Below are 22,165 nucleotides of genomic sequence, written 5' to 3'. Positions count from 1 at the left end.
TGCGACCCTGCTTCGGCCCCGTGCTCGCCAGGTGGCGGGCCGCGACGCGCGGCACTGGCACGAAAGGGGCAATGCCGCAACGCGCGCTTGGTTGCTTGTTCACCGCGAAGAATCCGCGCCCGCTGCCGCGATCATCGCGTCCAGCCGGGCAACCCGGTCGGCCAGTCCGGCCCGCCACGGCGCGTTCGCGGGGGCCGAGGCGAGCAAGTCGGCCCAGGCCTTGCGCCCTTCCACGATCCGCCCGCTGCCCAGCAGCGCCAGGCCGCGGAAGAAGCGCGGCCCCGGTCCGGCGGGATCGATCTCCGCGGCGCGGTCATAGGCCATGAGCGCCGCGGGCGTGAGCTGACCGCCGGCGTGGCCGACCAGCGCGTTGCCCAGCGCCAGCCACGCTTCCGCATCGCGCGGGTTTTCGCCCACCGCGACGCGCAGCGTGTCGGCGGCATCGCCGTAGCGGCCGTTGCGAACCATCGCGTCCGCCAGCAGCACCCAGCGGTTGGCCGGCAGCTTGCCGTCGCCCTGCAGTGCCTGGCGGGTTTCGACCAGCAGCGCGGGATTGCCGATGCTCGCCTCGGTCGGCGCACGCGGCGATCCGGGCAGGTCGCGGTGCCCTTGCAGCGCATAGCCTGCCAGCCCGAACAGCAGCGCCGAGGCGATCGCCTCCCACGTGCGCCGCGGCGCGCCCAGCGCGAAGACTGCCAGCGCGAAGGCGGCCGCGGCAGCGAGGCCGGCGATCGCCAGGCTCATGGCGCTACCCGCACGAACCGCCGCCGAAGCAGCAGCGCCGCCAGGACCACGAACAGCGCCGGCAGCGCGAACAGCGGCCAGGTCAGCGTCGTGACCCGCGGCGCATAGGAAATGTAATCGCCGTAACGCGCGATCAGCCAGGCGCGGATCGCCTCGGGCTGCTCGCCCGCGGCGATGCGCAGCCGCACCTCGTTGCGCAGGTCGCCCGCCATCTGCGCGTCGCTGTCGGCGATCGACTGGCCCTGGCAGGTCAAGCAGCGCAGCGTCTGCATCAGCGCGTTAGCCTTGGCCTCCTGCGCCGGGTCGGGCAGCTGGCGGTAGGCCCACGGCGCCGGCGGCAGCGTGCTATCGGCCGCCAGCGGCGCCGCCAGCGCAAGGGCAAGCAGGGCCAGCAGCCGCGCGATCATCGCCCCGCCTCGCGCAATTTGCCGAGCAGCATGGCGACATTTTCAGGCCGGATATCGCCGATGTGCTGGTAGCGGATCACCCCCCTGCCATCGATCACGAAGGTTTCGGGCACGCCCGATGACCCGATCGCCAGCTGCAGCGAGCTGACCGGGTCGGTGGCGATGCGATCGAACGGGTCGCCGTTGCGCTTGAGGAAGCTGGCGATATCCTCGCCCTTGTCGCGGATGGCGACCGCCTCGATCCGCGCGCCCGCGGCCTTGAGCTGCGCCAGTTGCGGCGATTCCACCGCGCAGGGCACGCACCAGCTGGCAAAGACGTTGAGCAGCTTGGGCCGGCCGTCGGCGAAATCGACGCGCGCCAGGCCGGGCCGGCCGGGCAGCGCGCCCTTGAGGACGAAGTCCGGCAGCGGCTTGCCCACCATCGCGCTTTGCACATCGCGCGACGCCGGGCGCAGCAGCCCGCCCGCGACGAGCAGCAGCAGGCCGGCGAACAGCGCCAGCGGCAACCACAAGGCCCAGTTGGCGGCACGGTTCATCGGCCCTGCCTTTCGCGGCGATAGGAGATCTTGCCGCGCGCGACGACGCGGCGCAGGTCGCTGGCAAGATGGCCAAGCAGGGCCAGCACCCCGCCCAGCGCGATCAGCACCCCGCCCAGCCAGATCAGGATCACGAACGGCTTCCACCACAGCCGCAATTGCCAGCGCCCGTCCTCGGTCTGGTCGCCCAGGACCGCGTAGAGCTGGCCGTTCCAGCGAGTCAGCAGCGCGCTTTCGCTGGTCTGCTGCGGCGGCGACCAGAACGAGCGTGCCTGCGAGGCGATGGCGTGGACCGGCCCGCCGTCATAGCGCGCCGCCAGCGCCGCCTCGAGCGCGGTGTAGTTCGGTCCTGCGACCGGTTCGACCGACAGCAGCTTCACCTGCCAGGGCCCCACCGCCACCGTCTCTCCGGTGCGCGCGGCCAGCAGCTTCTCGGCGGTGAAGGCGCTGTCGCTGCCCATGCCGACAAGCGCGACCCCGACGCCGAAATGCGCGGCGATCATGCCCCAGGTCGCCAGCGGCGTGCGCCGCAAGTTGCGGCCGAGCAGCGGCAGCACGCTGGCGGCGGCCACGCCGATCCCCAATCCGATGCCCAGCGCCGGCAGCAGTCCGGCCCCGGCAAGCGCCGCACCGATCACGCCGATCGCCGCGATGGCGAGCGGCAGCAGCGCCGGGCGCAACTTGCGCGGCTCTGGCGCGCGGCGCCAGCGCAGCAGCGGGCCAACCATCAGCACCAGCAGCATCGGCACCACGAACACCGCACCCATCGGATCGAAGTACGGCGGCCCGACCGAAACCTTGGCCCCGAACGCTTCTGCCACCAGCGGGTAGAGCGTGCCCACCAGCACGATTCCCAGCACGCACGACAGCATCACGTTGTTGATCACCAGCCCGGCTTCGCGGCTGGTGGCGGCAAAGCGTTCGCCCTCCGTCACCGTCCCGGCACGCAGCGCGAACAGCAGCAGCGCGCCGCCGATATAAAGCGCCAGCAAGCCCAGGATGAACGATCCGCGCGTCGGGTCGACCGCGAAGGCATGGACGCTGGTAAGAATGCCCGAGCGGACCAGGAACGTGCCGATCATCGACATCGAGAATGCCACCACGCCCAGCATGATCGTCCAGGCGCGCAGCGCGTTGCGCGCCGCCAGAACGCTGGCCGAATGCAGCAGCGCGGTGGCCGCCAGCCACGGCATCAGGCTGGCATTCTCGACCGGGTCCCAGAACCACCAGCCGCCCCAGCCAAGTTCGTAATAGGCCCAGTACGAGCCGGCGGTGATGCCCAGCGTCAGGAATATCCACGCCCCCAGCACCCACGGCCGCATCGCCTTGGCCAGCGCCGGGCCGACCTCGCGCGTCAGCAGTGCGCCGACCGCGAAACTGAACGCCACCGACAAGCCGACATAGCCGAAATAGAGCGTGGGCGGATGGAAGGCGAGACCCGGGTCCTGCAGCAGCGGGTTCAGGCCCTGTCCTTCGGGCGGCGCCGGGTCGAGGCGCGCGAACGGGTTCGAGGCGATGAGCAGGAAGGCATAGAAGCCCAGGCTGACGAAGGCCTGGGCCGCCAGCGTTGCCAGCATCGTGCGTTCGGGCAGGCGGCGTTCGACCAGCGCGACGCTGCCGCCGGCAAGCCCCATCACCGTCACCCACAGCAGCATCGAACCTTCGTGGTTCCCCCACGCGCCGGCAAACTTGTACAGGAACGGCTTGAGCGAATGCGAATTGGCCGCCACCAGCGCGACCGAAAGGTCGGTACGGCAGAACACCGCGATCAGCGCGATGAATGCCGACAGCGCCAGCAGCCCCTGCACGACCGCGACCGGGCGCACCGCCGCGCCCAGCACCGCGCCTTCGCTGCGCAGCGCCAGCAGCCCGGCGATCATCTGCAGCGCCGCCAGCGCGGCCGCCATCCACAACGCCGCAAGGCCGAATTCCGCGATCACCGCGTCTGCGCCACGGCTGCGCGCTTCTGCGCGTCGGTCATGTCCTTGAGCTCGCGCGGGACGTACTTCTCGTCGTGCTTTGCCAGCAGGGTATCGGCAACGAACGTTCCGCCGGGTTCGAACCGTCCTTCGGCCACCACGCCGGACCCTTCGACGAACAAGTCGGGGACGATGCCGCGATAGCGCACCGGCACCCGTGCGGTGCCGTCGCCGACCACGAAGGCGATCGTCACGCCGTCGGGCGCGGTCTTAAGCGATCCGCCTTCGACCATCCCGCCCAGCCGGACGGCGCGGCCGACCGGCGGCGGATCCCTGGCGACGTCGCTGGGGACGTAGAAGAACGACGCCTGGCTGCGCAGCGCCCAGGCGCCCAGCAGCGCCGCGCCGATCAGCGCCGCCAGCGCGATTGCGACCAGGACCAGCCGCTGGTGCTTGGCCTTGATGCCGGGAGCGGACGAAGACGCGGTCATCGCCCGCGGGCCTTGTCGCGGCGGGCTTCGGCGCGGCGCATCGCCAGCCACGCCCACGCGGTCAGCGCCAGCGTGCCGGCGATGGTCAGCGCATAGGCCGCGATCACGAAGGGCCAGGGATCGAGCGTTTCGCGCATCAGCCTTGCGCCAGCCGGCGCAGCCGCGCGTCGGCCTGGACGTCGGCCAGCAGCGCACGCATGCGCATCAGCACGATAGCGCCGAACAGCAGGGTGAAACCGATCGTCGCCGCCAGCAGCCCGCCCAGGAACGCCGGGTCGATCGCCGATTTTCCGCCCATCAGCCCGACCGTGATCGATGGCGGCTGGTGCAGCGAATTCCACCACACGACAGAACGGTTGATGATGGGGATGTTGACCGCGCCGACCAGCCCGAAAATCGCCGGCGCGCGCGACTGGCCCGGCCCCCAACCGGCATCGCGCGCCGCGGCATCGGCCAACGCGATGTAGGCAAAGTACAGCAGCAGCAGCACCAGCATGGAGGTCAGCCGCCCGTCCCAGACCCACCACGTGCCCCATGCCGGGCGGCCCCAGATCGAACCGGTGGCAAGGCACAGCGCGGTGAAGAACGCACCCGGCACCGCGATCGCGCGGCCCGCCAGGGCCGCCAGCGGATGGCGCCAGACGATCTCCGCCAGGCTGGCGATCGCAAGGCCGGTCCACGCGCCCATGCCCAGCCAGGCGGCGGGCACGTGGACGAACAGGATCCGCACCGTCTCGCCCTGCAGGCGCTCTGCCGGGGCCAGGACGAACCCGAACCACAGCGCCACCGCGGTCACCGCCGCGCCGACGCCAAGCAGCGCCGGGGTCAGCCGGCGGGCAAGGCGCAAGAAGCGAGCGGGATTGGCGAAACCGTGCATCGTTTGTCGTGCGCCGCCATGGCAGTCCGCGGCCCGGCGGGCAACGAACCTTTAGCGGCCGATCAGCTTTTGCGCCATCGCGTCGGCAACCTGGTCGGGCGAACGGCCGTCGGCGTCGCTGGCCTGCCAGATCTGGGTCAGCCGGCCCGGAATCTCGCCGATGCGGTCGTGCACCGTCTCGATCGCGCAGGGCTCGCCGCTGCGGCGGGCCAGGTATTCCAGCCCGACCGCGATGATGCCGCCGGCATTGATGACATAGTCGGGCGCATAGAGGATGCCGCGCGCCGCCAGCGCCGGGCCATGCTCGGCCCGCGCCAGCTGGTTGTTGGCCCCGCCGGCGACGATCGGCGCCTGCACGCGCGCCACGCCGGCATCGTCGAAGATCGCGCCCAGCGCGTTGGGGCTGAACACGTCGCAGGCGGTGTCCATGATCGTGTCGGCGGCGACCGCGGTGCCGCCCAGTTCGGCCGCCAGCGCATCGGCGCGCGCGGTGTCGACATCGGCCAGCGTCAGGCGGGCGCCTTCGCCTGCCAGGAGGCGCGCCACGCCGCCGCCGACGCTGCCGGTGCCCTGCAGCGCGACGTGGACCCCCGAAACGCTGTCCTTGCCCAGCTTGTGCTTCACCGCGGCCTTGATGCCCAGGAAGATGCCCAGCGCCGTGAACGGACCCGGATCGCCGCCGGCGAAGTCGCTGTCGGGGTTCGGCAGGCCGGTCACGAACGGCGTGCGCTGCGATACCGCGACCATGTCCGCCTCGTTGATGCCGACGTCTTCGGCGGTGACGTACTTGCCCTGCAGCGCCTGGACGGCGTCGCCGAACGCGGCCAGCATCGCCGGCGTCTTGGTACGCGCCGCGTCGGCCATGATCACGGCCTTGCCGCCGCCCATCGGCAGGCCGGCCATCGCGTTCTTGTAGCTCATTCCGCGCGACAGGCGCAGCGCGTCGCGGATCGCACCGCGGCCGTCGTCATAATGCCAGAAGCGCGTGCCGCCCGCCGCCGGGCCGAGGTGCGTCGAGTGCACGGCGATGATCGCCGTCAAACCGGAGGCACGATCGCGCACCACCTCGACCAGTTCGTGATCGTCGAAATCGGGTTCTTCCCAGAATGCCGGCACGCCGCAGCTCCTTTTCGGGGGCAGCGCGAACATCGAGGGAAATGGGGCGATCGATGGGGTTCGAACCCACGACCTCCGGTACCACAAACCGGCGCTCTAACCAACTGAGCTACGATCGCCACACCCTCGCGCGCATGCCGAGAAGCGCGCGGTTAGGGCGCGCCGCGACGCCGGGCAAGCGGCGATTGGCGCAGGCGCGGCCTCTTGCACAAGAGGCTCGGATTGGGAAGGGAAAAGTGCCTGACGGCGCGCCTGACGCAACATAGTTACGCGAAGGGAGGGGGAGTGCCAAAAAGCTACTGCGAATCCCTCCCCGGCGCCGGGTTCGTAAAGAGAATGGTAAGCAGAAATCGTTGCCGGCCCGTTAACCTTTGCCCCCTAGGCCCCGGAATCGGGGGAGGTACGGGGATTAATGAACGCGTTGCCAACTGCTGCCATGCCGCGCCCCGGCGTTCGGGCGGCCGTTCGCGCGGGCGTTGAAGTGCGTTCGATGCATGGCGATCGCGCTGCCGCCGCCGTCCGAGACATCTCGCCCTTCGGTGCCCGTCTCAGCATTGATGCCGACTGGCTGCGCGAGGGAACCTTCGTGGAGTTGATCGGCGCCGGCGGCGCCCGCGCCCGCGCCATCGTGCGCTGGCGCCGCGGGCCCGGCTGCGGGGTCGAATTCCTGGTCCCCCAGGCCAATCCGCGCGATCTGGTGCGCTGAACGCAAAAGGGCGGCCCCGCGGGACCGCCCTTGATGCCGTGCCGGTAAGCGCGATCAGCCCTTCTTGAGGGTGAGTCCGCCGAAACGCTTGTTGAACTGGGCAACGCGGCCGCCGGCATCGAGCAGGCGCTGGTTGCCGCCGGTCCACGCCGGGTGCGAGGTCGGATCGATTTCCAGGACCAGCGTGTCGCCTTCCTTGCCCCAGGTGGAGCGGGTTTCGAACACGGTGCCGTCGGTCATCTGGACCTTGATCTTGTGGTAGTCGGGGTGGGTATCGGCTTTCATCGCACAGGTCTCTCTTCGAAGGGCCGGTTCCGACCGGCCAGAAAGGAAGGGGCGCGCTTATCCGCCACGCGGCCAAAACGCAAGGTCAGCCTTCGCCGCCCACAAGCAAACCTTGCAGATCGGCCATTTCGGCCTCGCCGGGCGGCTCCCACAGCCCCTCGACATAGTCGAACATGGCGCGCGTGACGGCGAAACCCAGCTGGGCGCCCGGGCCGGTCTGCAAGTTGCGCGCCTCGACCCGGCGCCAGCGCTCGGCAACCGGCACTTCCAGGACGTGAAGTCGCGGCTCGAGCCCCTCGGCGCGCGCCTCCGCGGCAAACCGCGCCCTGCTGGCGCGGGTCGTCAGGCCCAGGTCGAGGATCACGGGCACCCCGCGCCGCGCCGCCGCGAAGGCGACTTGCGCGATCCGGGCATAGCAGCGCTCGACGCGCTCCATTGCCCAGGCGGCATCGATCGGCTCCGGCGCGTCGGGCCAGAACAGCGCGGTCATCCATTCGTCGATCGAAAAGCGGATGCCGCCGCTCGCGGCCGCCAGCTCGCGCGCATAGGTCGTCTTGCCGGCGCCGGTCGACCCGGCGATCAGGTGAACCGCCGCGCCCATTTGCGTCACGCGCTGGGCGGGTCGGCGATCATCGCGGTAAAGTTGACCTCGCAAGTCGTGCGGCCCTCGATGCTGGCCTTGCCCCAGAACTTGCAGACGCGGCTGCGCTTCTGAACGAAGCCGACTTCGAGGTCGAGCAGCACGCCCGGTTCTACCGGGGCGCGGAACTTGGCATCCTCGATGGCCATGAAATAGACCAGCTTGCCCGACCCGGCGAGCTCGAGCGTCTCGATCGCCAGCACCGCGGCGGCCTGGGCCAGCGCCTCGATCTGGAGCACGCCCGGCATGATCGGGCGGCCAGGGAAATGGCCCTGGAAGAACTGCTCGTTGAAGGTCACCGCCTTCACCGCGTGGATCCGCTCACCGATCTCGATCGACATCACCCGGTCGACCAGCAGCAGCGGATAGCGGTGCGGCAGCGCCGCCAGGATCCTGGTGATGTCGTAGGCCGGGGTGGCGCTGGCCGCCCCGGTTACGGAGTTATCGTTGCTCATGCCCCCGCGAACGCTCAGTTGCGCGGGACCGAGCCGGTCGCCGGGCGCGGCGCGGCCGGAGCCGGCACGGCCGCAGCCGGCGCGACCTGGCCCTGCTGCTGCGCCTGGGCGGCGCGCGCCTCGCGGATCTGGCGCGGCTCCCAGCCGGCCGGCGGAACCAGCGTGGCGTTGGGGATCAGCGCGTTGATCTCGTTCGTGATCGCCTGGGTCAGGACGTTCGCGTTCTGGCGCGCCAGCACCGCCTGCGGATTGAGCAGGATGGTGACCTTGTTCTTGGTCATCGCGTTGGTCACGGCCTGGTCCAGCTTGTCGCCCAGCTGCTCGTTGACGTAGGCTTCCGACAGCGCGACCGGGCGAACGATCGTGTTCAGCTCCTGCTGGCCGGAGGCCTGCAGCGCCTTGACGGCGTTGGCCTGCTGCTCAAGCGCGGCCTGGTTGGTGCGCGCGTTGGGCGCCTGGCTATCCGCCTGGAGCTTGGCGATCATCGTGTTGATCTGGTTCTGCAGCGCCGCGGCACGGGCCTGGTACTGGTCGATCTGCGCCTTGTAGGTCACCTGGCGCTGGCTGAGCGCGACCTTGTTGGCATTCGAATTGGCAACCGCCTCGTCAAGGTCGGCGATGGCGATGCTCTGCGCGGTGGCGGCCTGCGCTTCGGCGGCGATCGGCACGCTCATCAGCGGCGCGGCCAGCGCGGCGGCCAGGGCAAGCTTCATGGACTTGGTCATCAGAACTGGGTTCCTACGTTGAAGGTGAACGTCTTGGTGTCGTCCCCCGGGCGCTTTAAGATGGTCTTGGCAAAATCGATCCTGAACGGACCGAACGGCGAGTTCCAGTTGACCCCGATGCCGACCGCGACGCGTGGCAGCGGCGTATCGCCCAGGAACACTTCGCGGAACGGCGGCACGGTCGTTCCCGCCGGCGCGTTGGCGTTGGAGCCGAGGCAGGCAGGCGGATTGGGATTGGTCGCGCTGGTCACCAGCGAGGTCGAGGTCGGCGTGCAGACGTTGTTGACCAGGCTGGCGGCATCGACCTGCGTGAACTGCAGGTTGCCGTTGGCATCCTTCGACTGGATCAGCGTGCCGCCCGGGAACGGGCTGTTCTGCAGCTGCGGCTTCTTGACGCCCCATAGCGAACCCACGTCGAGGAACACCGAAGGGCGCAGGCCGAGGTCGCGCGCGCCCGAGCCGAGCGGAATTTCAAGCTCGGCACGGCCGAGGTAGTAATACTGCCCGCCCAGCGCATCGTCGGAGATCTGCTTGCGGTCGGTGATTTCTTCCGGAACGCCGTCATTGTTGGCGTCGACCAGCGGATAGCGCAGCACGCGCGGACCGACGCCGCGGATGTCGAAACCGCGGATCTGCGGCTCGCCGAGCTGGAACCGGTCGGTCAGGCGAACGTCCTGGCCGAAGCCGCGGATGATGCCGCCCTCGCCCGACAGCGAGAACACGAAGCCCTTGCCCACCGGCCAGTACTGCGCCGCGTTGGCGCGCACGCGGCCGTACTTCACCGATCCGCCCAGGCCGGCGAAATCGGTGCTGACCGACGCGGTCTGGCCGCGGGTCGGGCGGACCCGGTTGTCGAGCGTGTCATAGATCATCGACAGGCCCAGGATCGAGCTGGTCCGCTTGCCGATGGCGTCGCACAAGTAGCGGCCGGCCAGCAGCGGGTCGCACTGCAGCGAGCCGAGCCGGTCGCTGAAGAACTGGTTCTGGTCGAGGGTGACGTCGTCGATGTTGAAGGTGTAGCTGCCGATCGCCGACAGGTACTCGGTCAGCGCGGTGCCGAGCCGCGCCTGCAGGCCCGTGGTGGTCTGCTGGTAGGTCGTGTTGCGATCGTTGTTGTAGTAATTGAAGCTGTTGTAATCGCGCCGGTAGATCGAGCCGCCGAACGAGATCGACTTGTCGAATACGTACGGCTCGGTGAAGCTCAATTCGGCCGACTTGGCATAGCGCGAGTACGACAGCGAGGCGCCGACCGTCTGGCCGCGGCCGCGGAAGTTGCGCTGCTGGATCGAGGCCTGGAGGATGAAGCTTTCGATCGACGAGTACCCGGCCGAGAACTGCAGTTCGCCGGTGGGCTTCTCCTCGACATTGGCCTCGAGCACGATGCGATCGGGCGCCGAGCCCTGCTTCTGCTCGATCGCGAACTTCTCCTGGAAGTAGCCGAGCGACTTGATGCGCGCTTCCGAGCGCTTGACCTGGAGCGAGTTGAACGCGTCGCCCTCACCCAGGCGGAATTCGCGGCGGATGACCTTGTCCTGCGTCAGCGAATTGCCGTTGACGTCGATCCGCTCGACGTAGACGCGCGGCGCCTCCGCGATCTGGAACGTGAGCGACATCGTCAGGTCGTCCTTGTTCCGACGGTACTGCGGACGAACGTCGGCAAAGGCGTAGCCGAACGTGCCGGCGGTGTTGTTCAGCTTCTCGATCGTGTCTTCGACCAGCTTGGCGTTGTACCAGTCGCCCTTCTTCATCGGCAGCTGCGCGGTTAGCCGGTCGCTGTCGAAGTCGCGCAACTGGCTCTCGACCTTGACGTCACCGAACTTGTAGCGCTGCCCTTCTTCCACCACGTACGTGATGATGAAGTCCTTCTTGTCCGGCGTCAGCTCGGCCACGGCGGAGGTGACGCGGAAGTCGGCATAGCCCTGGGTCAGGTAGAACTGGCGCAGCTTCTGCTGGTCGAACGCCATCCGGTCCGGATCGTAGCTGGTGCCGCTGGACAGCAGCTTGAGCAGGCCCGTCTCCTTGGTCAGCATCTCGCCCTTGAGCGTGCCGTCGGAGAAGTGGTCGTTGCCGATGATGTTGATCTGGCGGACCTTGGACTTGGGCCCTTCGGAAATCTCGAACACGATGTCGACGCGGTTCTGGTCGAGCTGGACCATCTTCGGCTCGACGCTGGCGGCGAAGCGGCCCTGGCGCTTGTACAGCTCGATGATGCGGGCAACGTCGGCGCGGATCTTGGAGCGGGTGAAGATCTGGCGCGGTGCGACCTTGATCTCGGGCAGGATCTTGTCGTCCTTGAGGGCCTTGTTGCCTTCAAGGATGATGCGGTTGACGACCGGGTTCTCGACCACCTGGACGACGACGTTGCCGGCATCGTTGCGGATCTGGACGTCGGAGAACAGCTCGGTCTCGAACAGCGCCTTCAGCGCCTCGTCCGCGGCGACCTGGGTATAGGGCTGGCCGACGCGCAGCTTGACGTAAGCCAGGATCGTGTCGCGTTCGAGCCGCTGGTTGCCGACCACGCTGAGCGAGCGGACGATGTCGTTGGTGGGCGCGGGCGCGGGCGCCGCGACCGCACCGGCCGGAACCGGCCCGGCGGGCGCCGCTGCCTGCGCGAACGCGGCCTGCGGCACGCCGGCCAGGATCGAGGTCGCAAGCAGAACGGCGGCATAGTGGGTGCCACTCGGGCGGTCCACACTGCGGCGGAACGGCTTTGGGCCCATCAGGCGTCCAGTCATCGGCACGGTAATTCCCACACAGGCGGAGTGGAGTCGGGGCCGATCGGCGCCCTTCCCGCGTCCCCGCGAAAAAGATGCCGCCCTCTGCCCGATGGCGCGCGGCCAATCAAGCTAAGTCGGCCTTCCCCGCGATCCCGTTACCCGTTGCTAGCGGCCGAAGATCGGCAGCCCGGCGAGATCGTTGAGCGTAACGAACAGCATCAGCGCCAGGACCAAGGCCAGGCCGGTGCGGAACGCCCATTCCTGACTTCGCACGCCCAGCGGTTTCCGGCGGACCGCCTCGGCCGCGTAGAATGCCAGGTGCCCGCCGTCGAGGGCGGGAATTGGCAGCAGGTTGATGAATGCCAAGTTAATTGAGATCAGCGCCGCGAAGCCGACGAATTCCGGCCATCCCAGCGCCAGCTGCTCGCCCGAGAACTTGGCGATCTTGATCGGGCCGCCCAGCTCCGAGACCGAGCGGTCGCCGACCACGATCTGCTTCAGGCCGGTCACCATCACGCCCATCACCGCGAACGATTGCCGCACGCCCAGTCCGGCCGCCTCGACCGGGCCGACCGGGACATAGCGGAAGTCGGCCGGCCCGATGCCCAGCAGGCCGCGGTGCGTCTCGTTGCCGAAGCGGTCACGCTCGACCACGTCGGCTACCTTGGCGTCGATCGCCAGCGTCGCGCCGGCGCGCTGAAGGTCCAGCCGGATCGTGCGGCCCGGGTAAAGCGCGATGCGCGGCGCGATCTCGTCCCAGCGGGTGATCGAAGCGCCGTCGATCGCGACGACCCGGTCGCCCGGCCTGACCCCGGCCGCCTGCGCCGCCGAACCGGCCGCGACCTCGCCGATCAGCGGCTCGGCCAGGGGCTTGCCATAGATCATGTTGAACGAGGCGAAGATCGCCACCGCGACAAGCAGGTTCATCACCGGCCCGGCCAGCACGATAAGCGCCCGCTGCCACAGCCGGGCGGCCTGGAAGGTACCCGGCTCGGGCTGCTCGAGGTTGGCGGGATCGGGAACGCTGGCGGGGTTCATGTCGCCCGCGAACTGCACGTAGCCCCCCAGCGGCAGCAGCGACAGCTTCCAGCGGGTGCCGCGGCGATCGGTGAAACCGGCCAGCTCCTTGCCGAACCCGACCGAAAACGCATCGGCCCGCACGCCGAACAGGCGGCCCACCAGGTAATGGCCAAGCTCGTGCAGGACCACCAGCGGGCCCAGCAGCAGCACGAAGGCGCCGATCATGGTCAGGATCGAGGGATTGGGCAGCACGTCAGGCAGGTTCCATCATCGACTGGGCGGCGCGGCGCGCCTCGGCATCGGCGGCGACGACATCGCTGAGCGATACCGGCGCCGGGGGCGAGCAGCGCCCCAGCACTTCGGCGACGATTGCCGGAATGCGGGTGAACCCTATCTGACCGGACAGGAAGGCCGCCACCGCGACTTCGTTGGCGGCGTTCAGCACGGCCGGCATCGCCCCGCCCGCTTCGGCCGCCTGGCGGGCAAGTCTCGTGGCCGGAAAGCGGATCTCGTCGGGCGCCTCGAACGTCAGGGTGCCAAGCGCCGCAAGGTCGAGCGGCGCGCACGGCGTGTCCATTCGGGCCGGCCATGCCAGCGCCGAGGCGATCGGCACCCGCATGTCCGAGGGGCCGAGCTGCGCCAGCGTCGACCCGTCGCGGTACTCGACCATCGAGTGCACGACCGATTGCGGGTGGACGACGATACGCAGTTTCTCCAGCCCGACCGGGAACAAGTGATGCGCCTCGATCAGTTCGAGGCCCTTGTTGAACATCGTCGCCGAATCGACACTGATCTTGGCGCCCATGTCCCAATTGGGATGTTGAACCGCTTGTACAGGCGTTGCGGCCGCCAGTTGCTCGGCGCTCCAGGTCCGGAACGGCCCCCCACTGGCGGTAAGAGTGATGGCGCGCACGTCGGCAGGATCGTTGCCGGCCAGGCACTGGAAGATCGCGTTGTGCTCGGAATCGACCGGCAGCAGCGTGGTGCCGTGGCGCGCCACCGCCGCCGTCATGACCGGCCCGGCCGATACCAGCGCCTCCTTGTTCGCCAGCGCGACCGCCCGGCCCTGCGCGATCGCGGCCATCGTCGGGGCAAGCCCGGCGCAGCCGACTATGGCGGCAACGACGATGTCGGCAGGACGCTCGCCCGCTTCGACCAGCGAGGACGCCCCGCCGCCAGTCGCGATGCCTGAACCAGCCAGCGCCTCGCGCAGCGCCGGCAGACAGCTTTCGTCGCCGACCGCGGCAAACTCGGCGCCGAATTCGCGCGCCAGCGCCGCCAGTTCGGCCGCCTGGCAATTGGCAGTCAGCGCAGCTACCTCCCAGCGCTCGGGCGAGCGGCGCACGAGGTCGAGAGTCGAGGCTCCGATCGAGCCGGTGGCACCGAGGATCGAGATGCGCCGGCGGGTCGTCACAGCCGCAGACCCAGCATGGCCAGCACGCCCAGCACGAAGCACACCGCCAGCAGCCCGTCGACGCGATCCAGCAGGCCGCCGTGGCCCGGCAGGAGCTTGCCCGAATCCTTCACCCCGGCGCGACGCTTCATCCAGCTTTCAAAGAAATCGCCGGCTTGTGCGACCACAGCTGCAAAGGCGCCGATGACGAAGCCGATCGCCGCGGCACCCAGGCCCTGCGTCAGGGGCGGCGGCGCCGGTGCCAGCGCGGCCACCATCGTCGACAGGGCAAAAGCGAACAGAGCCGTCACGATCCCGGCCGCGGTCATGCCGCCTATGAGCCCCGACCAGGTCTTCGACGGGCTGATCGCCGGCGCGATCTTGGGCCCGCCGAAGCGGCGGCCAGAGAAATAGGCGCCGGTATCGGTGGCGATCACGGTCAGGATCGGCAGCAGAGGGCCGTACCAGCCGCGTTCGCGCAGGTAGATCAGCATCGCCGCGGCGATGGCGACATAGATCGCGCCGCCCACGGTCCACAGCGCGAGGCGCCCCTGCGAACTGCAAAACGCGCGCGCGATCCGCATCCATTCCAACAGCGCCCCGGCGGCGAGCGCCGCAACGAATACCCCCCAGATCCAGCCGCCGAAATACAGCGCCGCGCCCGCTGCGGCCAGCAGCACGACGGCGGTGAGAACGCGGGTGCCGAGATCGGATTTCGCCTTTGCGGGCGGCGCGGCGTCAGCGTCCGCCATAACGCCTCTCGCGCCGAGCGAAGGCGGCCAGCGCCTCGTCGAGGTGCGCCGGGGTAAAATCGGGCCACAGCACGTCGGTGAACCACAGTTCGGCGTAGGCTGCCTGCCACAGCAGGAAGTTGGACAGCCGCACTTCGCCCGAGGTGCGGATCAGCAGATCGAGCGGCGGCATCGCGGCTGTGTCCAGGTTTGCGGCGATTGCCTCGGCAGTAATCGCGCCTTCGGCGGCAGCGGCGCGGGCGGCACGGACGATCTCGTCCTGCGACCCGTAATTGAGGGCGACCGCCAGTGTGGTACCGGTATTGCCCGCGGTGCGGGCCAGAGCATCCTCAAGCATCTTGACGACATCGCCAGGCAACTTGCTGTAATCGCCGATAATTTGAAGGCGAACGCCGTTTTGCGCGAACTCCTCGATGTCGGCTGCGATGTAATGCCGCAGCAGGCCCATCAGCGCCGCCACTTCGTCTTGCGGCCGGTTCCAGTTCTCGGTCGAAAAGGCGTAGAGCGTCATCGCTTCCAGCCCGCGCTCGCGGGCCGCGCGCACCAGCGTGCGTACCGCCTCGACCCCGCGCTGGTGGCCAACCGCGCGCGGCAAGTGGCGCGCCTTGGCCCAGCGTCCGTTGCCGTCCATGATGATGGCAACGTGACGAACGCCGTGCAGGCCGCCCCCGGCTTCCGCCTCGACCCGCTTCGCCTGGGCCCCTTTGCCGAGAGCCGCACGCAGGCTCACTTGCCGAGGATTTCCTGTTCCTTCTGGTGCGCGACCGCGTCGGCTTCCTTGATTATGTCGTCGGTGAGCTTCTGCACCTCGGTCTCGCCGCGCTTGCGCTCGTCCTCGCCGATTTCCTTCTTGTTCTCGTCGGCCTTGAGCGCGTCCATCCCGTCGCGGCGGACGTTACGGATCGCGATGCGGGCCTTTTCGGCATACTGCTGGGCCAACTTGGCCAGTTCCTTGCGCCGCTCCTCCGTCAGGTCGGGGATCGGCAGGCGCAGCGTGTTGCCATCGTTGATCGGGTTGAGGCCAAGGCCGGCCGAGCGGATCGCCTTTTCGACCGGCCCGATATTGGACTTGTCCCAGACCTGCACGGTCAGCATGCGCGGCTCGGGCGCCGATACGGTCGCAACCTGGTTCAGCGGCGTGTGACTGCCATAGGCCTCGACCATCACCGGGTCGAGCAGGCTGGTGTTGGCGCGTCCCGTGCGCAGGCCCGATAAATCACCCCTGAGCGCCTCGATCGCGCCCTTCATCCGGCGCTCGAGGTCGGCCTTGTCATATTTGGCCATGTTTCAGGCTTCCTTCTTCACGATTGTCTGCGTGCTGGTCCCGGCCAGGACGCGAGCGAGGTTGCCCTGCTCACGGATAGAGAACACCACGATGGGAATGCCGTTGTCCCGGCACAGGGCCACCGCACTGGCATCCATAACTTTCAGGTTCTTTGCCAGGACCGTGTCATAGTCGATTGTATCAAAACGCTTTGCGTCCGCATTAGTCTTTGGATCGCTGTCGTATACGCCATCGACGCTGGTGCCCTTGAACAGCGCGTCGCACTTCATCTCCGCGGCGCGCAGCGCGGCGCCGGAATCGGTCGTGAAATAGGGCGCCCCGACCCCTGCCGCGAAGATCACCACCCGGCCCTTGGCAAGATGGCGCTCGGCCCGGCGGCGGATCACCGGCTCGCAGACCTTGTCCATCTCGATCGCTGACTGGACGCGCGTCGGCACGCCAAGCTGTTCCAGCGCGTTCTGCATTGCCAGCGCGTTCATTACCGTGGCCAACATGCCCATGTAATCGGCCTGGGCGCGGTCCATGCCTTGCGCCGCGCCGGCCATGCCGCGGAAGATGTTGCCGCCGCCGATGACCAGGCAGATCTCGAGGCCGGTATCCTTCGCCGCCTTCACTTCGCGCGCCAGCTCGGTCACGAAACCCGGGTCGATACCGAACTGCTGGCTGCCCATCAGGACTTCGCCCGACAGCTTGAGCAGGATGCGCTTGTAGGCCGGCGGCTGCATTGCGAAAAAGGGTCCGTCTGATGGGGAAGCGGGGATGCGCGTCTCTAGCGCCGCATCGGCGCCCGCGTAAAGGCCGGTGATCATTTCAATATCGCGCAAAACGGCGGCGCGTTGCCGTCACCGCGCCGCCTTCGCCGGCCTTGTCCCATGCCGCGGGGCTGGACCCGGACAGCAAAACGGGCCCGGTCGCCGTGCGACCGGGCCCGCGTTGAGGCGCAAGGCGCCGCGGCTCAGCTAAGGCCGGCGGCGGCAGCGACTTCGGCGGCGAAGTCGCTTTCTTCCTTCTCGATGCCTTCGCCCAGCTGGAAGCGGACGTAGTCCTTGAGGGCAACCGGCGCACCGACGTCCTTGGCCGCAGCGGCAACGACCTGCGCAACCGGCGTCTTGTTATCCATCACGAAGACCTGGCTGAGCAGCGCGTTCTCCTTGGCGAACTTTGCCACCGCGCCGTCGACCATCTTGGCCTGAACCTCGGCGGGCTTGCCGCTTTCCGCTGCCTTTTCGGCCGCGATCTTGCGTTCGCGGTCAAGCATCTCGGCATCGAGATCGTCGGCATTAAGCGCCAGCGGGAAGGCGGCGGCGATATGCATAGCCAGCTGCTTGCCAAGCGCTTCGAGCGCGGCCTTGTCGCCGGTGCTTTCCAGCGCGACCAGCACGCCGATCTTGCCCAGGTTGGGGGCCGCCGCGTTGTGCACGTAAGGCACGACCACGCCGTCACCGACCGAGACGGTCTTCATGCGGCGCAGCTGCTGGTTCTCGCCGATGGTGGCGACGTTGTTGGTCAGCGTGTCGGCAACGGTGCCACCGCCCGGGTAGGCCGCGCCCTTAAGCGCCTCGACGTCGTCCGACGACGCCTTGAGCGCGACCTCGGTGGTCTTGCGCACGAAGTCCTGGAACTGGTCGTTCTTGGCGACGAAGTCGGTCTCCGAATTGACTTCGACGGCAACGCCCTTGGTGCCTTCGACGGCAACGCCGACCAAGCCCTCGGCCGCGGTGCGGCTCGATTTCTTGGCGGCAGCGGCCAGCCCCTTGGCGCGCAGGCTGTCGACTGCGGCTTCCATGTCGCCGCCGCTTTCGTCGAGCGCCTTCTTGCAGTCCATCATGCCGGCGCCGGTGCGCTCACGCAGGTTCTTCACGTCAGTGGCGGTATAAGCCATTGCGTCTATCCTCTTGAAAACAAGTGATGTGCCGAGCGGCGGAACGCCCGGCACGAAAGCAGGTCCCCGGGCCGATCAGGCCGCGGTGGGCGCTTCGACGGCTTCCTCGGCCATAGGCTCGGCCATGGCGCCGATGTCGGCGCCCGAATCGATCACGCCTTCGCGGTTGCCCTTCTTGGCGGCCGCGGCGACCGCGTCGCAATAGAGGCGAATCGCGCGGCTGGCGTCATCGTTGGCCGGGATCGGGAAAGCGATGCCGTCGGGAGAGACGTTCGAATCGAGGATCGCGACGACCGGGATACCCAGGACGTTGGCTTCCTTGATCGCCAGCTCTTCCTTGTTGGCGTCGATCACGAACATCACGTCGGGAATGCCGCCCATGTCGCGGATGCCGCCCAGGCTCATCTCGAGCTTGTCACGCTCACGCGTGAGCTGGAGGACTTCCTTCTTGGTCAGGCCGGCGGTGTCGCCCGCCAGCTGCTCTTCCAGGCTCTTGAAGCGCTTGATCGAATTCGAGATCGTCTTCCAGTTGGTGAGCATGCCGCCCAGCCAGCGGTGGTTGACGAAATGCTGGCCCGATGCGCGCGCGGCCTGGGCGATCGGCTCGGCCGCCTGGCGCTTGGTACCCACGAACAAGACCTTGCCGCCCGCCTGCACGGTTGAGGCGATAAAATCGAGCGCGCGCGCCATCAGCGGCACCGTCTGCGACAAGTCGAGGATGTGCACGCCGTTGCGGGCGCCGAAGATGTACGGCTTCATCCGCGGGTTCCAGCGGTGGGTCTGGTGGCCGAAGTGCGCGCCGGCCTCGATAAGCTGCTGCATGGAGACGACAGGAGCCGCCATAAGTAATTCCTTTCCGGTTGAGCCTCTGGAAAGCTGGAACCCGGCGGAGATCCCGCCTGACAGCACCGGTATGGGCGCTTTCCATGTGAATTTGCCGGATTTGATACCCGGCAGGCCATGTGAAACGCCGGACGCAAAACCGCCCGGCGGGCGCCCCTTAGCGCCCCGCTGCCGGCAAATCCACCCTCAATTCGTCGCAGGCCGACACCGTGTGGCGGTAAACTGCCTTGACGTTTCAGAACAAAAAGGGAACAAATGGCTCAGCGCCGCGAATCACCGGGAACGCTTACCCACGGTAGGGGTTTTCCACAGGTAATCCACAGCGCTGTACCAGCCGGTCCAACGCCGGCGCGCTGCAAGAGGGATCGGGTCCATGATTGCCATTCTCACCGCCAGCCTGTTCGTAGCCGCCGCGGTTTTTGCCGCCGGGGTGATCGTGCAAGGTATCTGCCGCTATGCCGCTCCCGCCCTCGCCGCCGGGCGCGCGCTGGCGGCTGCCGGCGAAGAGCGCGGTTTCAACTACCGGGTTATCGAACACCGCACATTGCGCGGCGACGTCAACGTGGTAGTAATGCCGGTTCGTATGGCGACGTACCGCTGGACGCGGCAGCCCGCGCAGCGCGCTGCCGCTTGACCCTGCCGTAACGGACTATGCCCACGGGCACGAGCGCGAGGTAGACTGCGCAGATCGCGATCAGCGTCAGCCACGGTTCCTGGAGCAGCGCGGCGGCGACCAGCGCCAGCAGCAGGATCGCCACCATCCGCGCCGAGCGCCGCACGCGAAGCGACGTCCACGAAAGTGTCGCCACGCTTGAGATCATCAGCACCGCAACCAGCACCAGCCACATCCCGACGACAAGCGGATGGCGCGCCAGATCGCTGCCGGTGGCGATCCAGATATAGATCGGCAGGAACGCCAGTCCCGCCCCGACCGGAGCCGGAGTTCCGGTCAGGAATCCGGCAGATTTGTGTGGCTGATCTGGCAAGTCGATCCGCGCATTGAAGCGCGCCAGCCGAAGTGTGCAGGCGATCGCGTAGGCCAAGGCGGCGAACCAGCCCAGACGCGGCGAATCCTGCAGCGACCACATGAAAAGCACCAGCGCGGGCGCCACGCCGAACGAGACGTTATCGGCCAGACTGTCGAGCTCCGCGCCGAACCGCGATTGCGCCTTGAGCAGCCGCGCGACGCGACCGTCGATCCCGTCGAGCACGCCGGCCAGGATAATTGCCAGCACCGACTTGTCGAACTGGCCCATCACCGCAAAGCGGATGCCCGTTAGCCCGAAGCACATCGCAGCGGCGGTAATCGCGTTCGGGACCATCGCCCGCAGCGTCAGGCCGCCTGGAAGCCCGCGCGGGCGGTCGTTCACTGGGTCACACCCTCGATCAGCGGGGCCTGGCCGACTTCAGCCAGAATGGTTTCCCCTGCGACCGTCTTCTGGCCGAGCAGCACTTTGGGCTCGGTCCCCGCCGGCAAGTAAACGTCGACGCGGCTACCGAAGCGGATCAGGCCGACGCGCTGGCCCGCGGCGATGATGTCGCCCGGCTTCACGAAGGGTACGATGCGGCGCGCGACCAAGCCGGCGATCTGGGTAAAGCCGATCGAGACACCGTCCCCCCGGTCGACCAAGAAATGCTGACGCTCGTTGTCCTCGCTCGCCTTGTCGAGGTCGGCATTCAGGAACTTGCCGGGAATGTAGACCACGCGCCGAACCGTGCCGCCGACGGGGGCGCGGTTGATATGGACATCGAACACCGACATGAAGATCGAAATGCGCGTGACCGGCTCGGTACCCAGTCCCGGAATGCCGCTGCCATCCTCGACCGAAAGCTCGCGCGGGGGCGGAACCTGCTGAATCAGCGTGATCAGCCCGTCGGCCGGGGCAACGACGAACTTGTCGCCCTGCGGCGTCACGCGGCGCGGATCGCGGAAGAACGCGAGGATGCACAGCACCAGCCCGCCCATCGGCCACGCGAGCGTTTCCCACGCCATGAAAGCGAAGAAGGCCGACAGCGCCGCCGCGATGAGCGCGAACTTGCGGCCTTCGGGATGGATGCTGGGCCAGCTCCAGTGCGCTTCGCCCTTGCCTCGATTGTCTACTAGATCACCCGCCATGGATCGCCCTTAGGAATTGCCAACCAACGCGGCAAGGCCGGGGGCGTTCCGGCCTATATTGCGCTGTGGAGGGTTTTCGGACGCGCCAGACGCCCGAACGATGCTTTGGCGGACGTGGCGCCCGTTCGGACCAGTGGGAAAGATATCGGCTAGAGGCGGGTGGTGGGTGGTGGACAGGGCTGGATTCGAACCAGCGTACGCTTGCACGGGCAGATTTACAGTCTGCTGCCTTTAACCACTCGGCCACCTGTCCACACCATCACCGGTGTTCGGGCTTGGCCCGATTTGTCCCTTGCAAAAGGGTCTTCCGGCCGAGGAAGCGCGCCAATGCCGAAGCGACCCCACCCTGTCAACCTTGCCTGATGCGCTTGCAGGCCGCCGAGCGCGCTGGCACTAGCGCCGCGATGGAAACGATCGAGCCATGAGCCGCCGGGACGAAAAACCTTCGCGGGCACTGCGCGGCCGCGCTGGACGGATGCAGGGGGGACGCGGGTCGGGCCGAGCCAGCAGCGGCGCGGTGCGCCTTTGGGGCCGCCACGCGGTCGAGGCCGCGCTCAAAAACCCGGAGCGCGAACATCGCAAGCTATGGGCCACGCGCGAGGGGGTCGCCACGCTCGATGGTGAGTTGCCAGCCGGTTTTCCGGTCGAATGGGCCCAGCCGCTCGACCTCGCCCGGCTGGTCGCCAAGGACGCGCCGCATCAGGGACTTGTCCTCGAATGCCTGCCCCTGCCCGACGTTTTCCTGGAAGATGTGCTGAGCGGCGAAGCGGCCCATCCGATCGTCGTGCTCGACCAGGTGACCGATCCGCACAACGTCGGCGCCATCCTGCGCTCAGCTGCCGCTTTCGGTGCCGCTGCCATCGTCACGCAGGATCGCCATGCTCCGCCCGAGTCGGGCGCACTGGCCAAGGCGGCGTCGGGCGCGCTGGAAACCGTGCCGTGGGTGCGCGTCGTCAACCTCGCCCGCGCGCTCGAATCGATCGAGGAAGCCGGCTACTGGCGTATCGGCATGGCCGGAGAAGCCGACCTGGCCCTCTCGGATGCCATGCCGACCGGCGCGGTCGCGCTCGTGCTCGGGGCCGAGGGCGAAGGGCTGCGCCACAACGTCGCCCAGCACTGCGATGCGCTGGCCCGCCTGCCCATCACCGGGATCGAGAGCCTCAACGTCTCGAACGCCGCAGCCATCGCGCTTTACGCGGTCGCCAGCCGCGGCTGACACCCTTGCTCGCGTCCGCACGGCAGCATAAGCCGCGCGC

26 protein-coding genes and 2 tRNA genes are annotated in these 22,165 nt (G+C 68.2%); 3 read left to right on the top strand and 25 right to left on the bottom strand.

Going from position 1 to position 22,165, the window contains the following annotated elements; all coding sequences use genetic code 11:
- Nucleotides 1-99: 99 nt before the first annotated feature.
- From ACOYW6_RS02400 to ACOYW6_RS02360, 9 genes are all read right to left on the bottom strand, one after another.
- Nucleotides 100-744, bottom strand: a complete 645-nt coding sequence (locus ACOYW6_RS02400; RefSeq protein WP_423142227.1) for a tetratricopeptide repeat protein — start codon at nt 742-744, stop codon at nt 100-102.
- Nucleotides 741-1,151 carry a cytochrome c-type biogenesis protein gene (locus ACOYW6_RS02395; RefSeq protein ID WP_423142226.1) on the bottom strand — a complete coding sequence of 137 codons (411 nt, stop codon included), beginning with the start codon at nt 1,149-1,151 and terminating at the stop codon, nt 741-743. Before ACOYW6_RS02395 ends, ACOYW6_RS02400 begins: the two co-directional genes overlap by 4 nt.
- Entirely contained in the window at nt 1,148-1,687 is a 540-nt protein-coding gene (locus ACOYW6_RS02390; protein ID WP_423142225.1) for a redoxin family protein, read from the bottom strand. The genes ACOYW6_RS02395 and ACOYW6_RS02390 overlap by 4 nt, the downstream gene beginning before the upstream one ends.
- A complete protein-coding gene (locus ACOYW6_RS02385) occupies nt 1,684-3,627 on the bottom strand; it encodes a heme lyase CcmF/NrfE family subunit (RefSeq protein WP_423142224.1) in 1,944 nt (647 codons plus the stop codon). Before ACOYW6_RS02385 ends, ACOYW6_RS02390 begins: the two co-directional genes overlap by 4 nt.
- The gene (gene ccmE / locus ACOYW6_RS02380; RefSeq protein ID WP_423142223.1) at nt 3,624-4,097 is read right to left on the bottom strand and encodes a cytochrome c maturation protein CcmE; all 474 of its coding nucleotides are present in this window, start codon (nt 4,095-4,097) and stop codon (nt 3,624-3,626) included. The genes ACOYW6_RS02385 and ccmE overlap by 4 nt, the downstream gene beginning before the upstream one ends.
- Nucleotides 4,094-4,234, bottom strand: coding sequence for a hypothetical protein (locus tag ACOYW6_RS02375; protein WP_423142222.1), 141 nt, complete (start codon nt 4,232-4,234; stop codon nt 4,094-4,096). Before ACOYW6_RS02375 ends, ccmE begins: the two co-directional genes overlap by 4 nt.
- Complete coding sequence (gene ccmC, locus ACOYW6_RS02370; RefSeq protein WP_423142221.1) at nt 4,234-4,974, bottom strand: heme ABC transporter permease CcmC; 741 nt, start codon at nt 4,972-4,974, stop codon at nt 4,234-4,236. Before ccmC ends, ACOYW6_RS02375 begins: the two co-directional genes overlap by 1 nt.
- Before the next feature lie 51 nt (nt 4,975-5,025).
- A complete protein-coding gene (locus tag ACOYW6_RS02365) occupies nt 5,026-6,090 on the bottom strand; it encodes a Leu/Phe/Val dehydrogenase (protein WP_423142220.1) in 1,065 nt (354 codons plus the stop codon).
- A 42-nt stretch (nt 6,091-6,132) separates the two neighbouring features.
- Nucleotides 6,133-6,209: transfer RNA gene (locus ACOYW6_RS02360), tRNA-His, on the bottom strand.
- A gap of 371 nt (nt 6,210-6,580) precedes the next feature.
- Here ACOYW6_RS02360 and ACOYW6_RS02355 point away from each other — a divergent pair.
- Nucleotides 6,581-6,796 carry a hypothetical protein gene (locus ACOYW6_RS02355; RefSeq protein ID WP_423143044.1) on the top strand — a complete coding sequence of 72 codons (216 nt, stop codon included), beginning with the start codon at nt 6,581-6,583 and terminating at the stop codon, nt 6,794-6,796.
- A 54-nt stretch (nt 6,797-6,850) separates the two neighbouring features.
- Here the strand turns inward: ACOYW6_RS02355 and rpmE are convergent, their stop codons facing one another.
- The 13 genes from rpmE to rpsB form a co-directional block, all read right to left on the bottom strand.
- A complete protein-coding gene (gene rpmE, locus ACOYW6_RS02350; protein ID WP_423142219.1) occupies nt 6,851-7,081 on the bottom strand; it encodes a 50S ribosomal protein L31 in 231 nt (76 codons plus the stop codon).
- A gap of 85 nt (nt 7,082-7,166) precedes the next feature.
- On the bottom strand, nt 7,167-7,682 hold the full coding sequence (locus ACOYW6_RS02345) for an AAA family ATPase (RefSeq protein ID WP_423143043.1): 516 nt from the start codon (nt 7,680-7,682) through the stop codon (nt 7,167-7,169).
- 5 nt (nt 7,683-7,687) lie between these two features.
- Nucleotides 7,688-8,176 carry a 3-hydroxyacyl-ACP dehydratase FabZ gene (fabZ, locus tag ACOYW6_RS02340; RefSeq protein WP_423142218.1) on the bottom strand — a complete coding sequence of 163 codons (489 nt, stop codon included), beginning with the start codon at nt 8,174-8,176 and terminating at the stop codon, nt 7,688-7,690.
- Between the two features lie 14 nt (nt 8,177-8,190).
- On the bottom strand, nt 8,191-8,901 hold the full coding sequence (locus ACOYW6_RS02335) for an OmpH family outer membrane protein (RefSeq protein ID WP_423142217.1): 711 nt from the start codon (nt 8,899-8,901) through the stop codon (nt 8,191-8,193).
- Nucleotides 8,901-11,621, bottom strand: coding sequence for an outer membrane protein assembly factor BamA (gene bamA, locus ACOYW6_RS02330; RefSeq protein ID WP_423142216.1), 2,721 nt, complete (start codon nt 11,619-11,621; stop codon nt 8,901-8,903). The genes ACOYW6_RS02335 and bamA overlap by 1 nt, the downstream gene beginning before the upstream one ends.
- A gap of 162 nt (nt 11,622-11,783) precedes the next feature.
- On the bottom strand, nt 11,784-12,890 hold the full coding sequence (rseP, locus tag ACOYW6_RS02325) for an RIP metalloprotease RseP (protein WP_423142215.1): 1,107 nt from the start codon (nt 12,888-12,890) through the stop codon (nt 11,784-11,786).
- Nucleotide 12,891: 1 nt separating this feature from the next.
- The gene (locus tag ACOYW6_RS02320; protein WP_423142214.1) at nt 12,892-14,052 is read right to left on the bottom strand and encodes a 1-deoxy-D-xylulose-5-phosphate reductoisomerase; all 1,161 of its coding nucleotides are present in this window, start codon (nt 14,050-14,052) and stop codon (nt 12,892-12,894) included.
- Nucleotides 14,049-14,783, bottom strand: a complete 735-nt coding sequence (locus tag ACOYW6_RS02315; RefSeq protein WP_423142213.1) for a phosphatidate cytidylyltransferase — start codon at nt 14,781-14,783, stop codon at nt 14,049-14,051. Before ACOYW6_RS02315 ends, ACOYW6_RS02320 begins: the two co-directional genes overlap by 4 nt.
- The gene (gene uppS / locus ACOYW6_RS02310; RefSeq protein WP_423143042.1) at nt 14,770-15,414 is read right to left on the bottom strand and encodes a polyprenyl diphosphate synthase; all 645 of its coding nucleotides are present in this window, start codon (nt 15,412-15,414) and stop codon (nt 14,770-14,772) included. Before uppS ends, ACOYW6_RS02315 begins: the two co-directional genes overlap by 14 nt.
- A 95-nt stretch (nt 15,415-15,509) precedes the next feature.
- Entirely contained in the window at nt 15,510-16,067 is a 558-nt protein-coding gene (gene frr / locus ACOYW6_RS02305) for a ribosome recycling factor (RefSeq protein ID WP_423142212.1), read from the bottom strand.
- 3 nt (nt 16,068-16,070) lie between these two features.
- Nucleotides 16,071-16,793: a UMP kinase gene (gene pyrH, locus ACOYW6_RS02300; protein WP_423142211.1), complete on the bottom strand. Its 723-nt coding sequence runs from the start codon at nt 16,791-16,793 to the stop codon at nt 16,071-16,073.
- A gap of 230 nt (nt 16,794-17,023) precedes the next feature.
- Complete coding sequence (tsf, locus tag ACOYW6_RS02295) at nt 17,024-17,950, bottom strand: translation elongation factor Ts (protein ID WP_423142210.1); 927 nt, start codon at nt 17,948-17,950, stop codon at nt 17,024-17,026.
- 75 nt (nt 17,951-18,025) lie between these two features.
- A complete protein-coding gene (gene rpsB, locus ACOYW6_RS02290; protein WP_423142209.1) occupies nt 18,026-18,793 on the bottom strand; it encodes a 30S ribosomal protein S2 in 768 nt (255 codons plus the stop codon).
- Nucleotides 18,794-19,166: 373 nt separating this feature from the next.
- Here rpsB and ACOYW6_RS02285 point away from each other — a divergent pair, with 373 nt between their 5' ends.
- Nucleotides 19,167-19,427 carry a hypothetical protein gene (locus ACOYW6_RS02285; protein ID WP_423142208.1) on the top strand — a complete coding sequence of 87 codons (261 nt, stop codon included), beginning with the start codon at nt 19,167-19,169 and terminating at the stop codon, nt 19,425-19,427.
- Here the strand turns inward: ACOYW6_RS02285 and ACOYW6_RS02280 are convergent.
- The 3 genes from ACOYW6_RS02280 to ACOYW6_RS02270 form a co-directional block, all read right to left on the bottom strand.
- On the bottom strand, nt 19,351-20,115 hold the full coding sequence (locus tag ACOYW6_RS02280; RefSeq protein WP_423143041.1) for a CDP-alcohol phosphatidyltransferase family protein: 765 nt from the start codon (nt 20,113-20,115) through the stop codon (nt 19,351-19,353). The genes ACOYW6_RS02285 and ACOYW6_RS02280 overlap by 77 nt on opposite strands.
- 44 nt (nt 20,116-20,159) lie before the next feature.
- Nucleotides 20,160-20,909 (bottom strand): phosphatidylserine decarboxylase, encoded by a 750-nt coding sequence (locus ACOYW6_RS02275; protein WP_423142207.1) that lies wholly within the window; start codon nt 20,907-20,909, stop codon nt 20,160-20,162.
- Between the two features lie 167 nt (nt 20,910-21,076).
- Nucleotides 21,077-21,162: transfer RNA gene (locus ACOYW6_RS02270), tRNA-Tyr, on the bottom strand.
- Between the two features lie 168 nt (nt 21,163-21,330).
- Here ACOYW6_RS02270 and ACOYW6_RS02265 point away from each other — a divergent pair.
- Complete coding sequence (locus ACOYW6_RS02265; RefSeq protein WP_423142206.1) at nt 21,331-22,125, top strand: TrmH family RNA methyltransferase; 795 nt, start codon at nt 21,331-21,333, stop codon at nt 22,123-22,125.
- Nucleotides 22,126-22,165 lie beyond the last annotated feature (40 nt).

This window comes from Parablastomonas sp. CN1-191, assembly GCF_049354825.1.
GTDB lineage: Bacteria > Pseudomonadota > Alphaproteobacteria > Sphingomonadales > Sphingomonadaceae > Novosphingobium.
The sequence above is the reverse complement of the archived record's forward strand: the minus strand, read 5'-3'. Positions and strand labels throughout refer to the sequence as shown.

Excerpts from the sequence above, each read along its gene's own strand:
- rpsB (WP_423142209.1), bottom strand. The coding sequence starts at position 18,793 with ATGGCGGCTCCTGTCGTCTCCATGCAGCAGCTTATCGAGGCCGGCGCG.
- rpmE (WP_423142219.1), bottom strand. The coding sequence starts at position 7,081 with ATGAAAGCCGATACCCACCCCGACTACCACAAGATCAAGGTCCAGATG.
- ACOYW6_RS02355 (WP_423143044.1), top strand. The coding sequence starts at position 6,581 with ATGCATGGCGATCGCGCTGCCGCCGCCGTCCGAGACATCTCGCCCTTC.
- ACOYW6_RS02285 (WP_423142208.1), top strand. The coding sequence starts at position 19,167 with ATGATTGCCATTCTCACCGCCAGCCTGTTCGTAGCCGCCGCGGTTTTT.
- bamA (WP_423142216.1), bottom strand. The coding sequence starts at position 11,621 with ATGGGCCCAAAGCCGTTCCGCCGCAGTGTGGACCGCCCGAGTGGCACC.
- ACOYW6_RS02280 (WP_423143041.1), bottom strand. The coding sequence starts at position 20,115 with ATGGTCCCGAACGCGATTACCGCCGCTGCGATGTGCTTCGGGCTAACG.
- fabZ (WP_423142218.1), bottom strand. The coding sequence starts at position 8,176 with ATGAGCAACGATAACTCCGTAACCGGGGCGGCCAGCGCCACCCCGGCC.
- ACOYW6_RS02335 (WP_423142217.1), bottom strand. The coding sequence starts at position 8,901 with ATGACCAAGTCCATGAAGCTTGCCCTGGCCGCCGCGCTGGCCGCGCCG.
- ACOYW6_RS02345 (WP_423143043.1), bottom strand. The coding sequence starts at position 7,682 with ATGGGCGCGGCGGTTCACCTGATCGCCGGGTCGACCGGCGCCGGCAAG.
- ACOYW6_RS02390 (WP_423142225.1), bottom strand. The coding sequence starts at position 1,687 with ATGAACCGTGCCGCCAACTGGGCCTTGTGGTTGCCGCTGGCGCTGTTC.
- ccmC (WP_423142221.1), bottom strand. The coding sequence starts at position 4,974 with ATGCACGGTTTCGCCAATCCCGCTCGCTTCTTGCGCCTTGCCCGCCGG.
- ACOYW6_RS02275 (WP_423142207.1), bottom strand. The coding sequence starts at position 20,909 with ATGGCGGGTGATCTAGTAGACAATCGAGGCAAGGGCGAAGCGCACTGG.
- ACOYW6_RS02315 (WP_423142213.1), bottom strand. The coding sequence starts at position 14,783 with ATGGCGGACGCTGACGCCGCGCCGCCCGCAAAGGCGAAATCCGATCTC.
- uppS (WP_423143042.1), bottom strand. The coding sequence starts at position 15,414 with ATGGACGGCAACGGACGCTGGGCCAAGGCGCGCCACTTGCCGCGCGCG.
- ACOYW6_RS02375 (WP_423142222.1), bottom strand. The coding sequence starts at position 4,234 with ATGCGCGAAACGCTCGATCCCTGGCCCTTCGTGATCGCGGCCTATGCG.
- ACOYW6_RS02400 (WP_423142227.1), bottom strand. The coding sequence starts at position 744 with ATGAGCCTGGCGATCGCCGGCCTCGCTGCCGCGGCCGCCTTCGCGCTG.
- ACOYW6_RS02265 (WP_423142206.1), top strand. The coding sequence starts at position 21,331 with ATGAGCCGCCGGGACGAAAAACCTTCGCGGGCACTGCGCGGCCGCGCT.
- ACOYW6_RS02395 (WP_423142226.1), bottom strand. The coding sequence starts at position 1,151 with ATGATCGCGCGGCTGCTGGCCCTGCTTGCCCTTGCGCTGGCGGCGCCG.
- ccmE (WP_423142223.1), bottom strand. The coding sequence starts at position 4,097 with ATGACCGCGTCTTCGTCCGCTCCCGGCATCAAGGCCAAGCACCAGCGG.
- pyrH (WP_423142211.1), bottom strand. The coding sequence starts at position 16,793 with ATGCAGCCGCCGGCCTACAAGCGCATCCTGCTCAAGCTGTCGGGCGAA.
- tsf (WP_423142210.1), bottom strand. The coding sequence starts at position 17,950 with ATGGCTTATACCGCCACTGACGTGAAGAACCTGCGTGAGCGCACCGGC.
- frr (WP_423142212.1), bottom strand. The coding sequence starts at position 16,067 with ATGGCCAAATATGACAAGGCCGACCTCGAGCGCCGGATGAAGGGCGCG.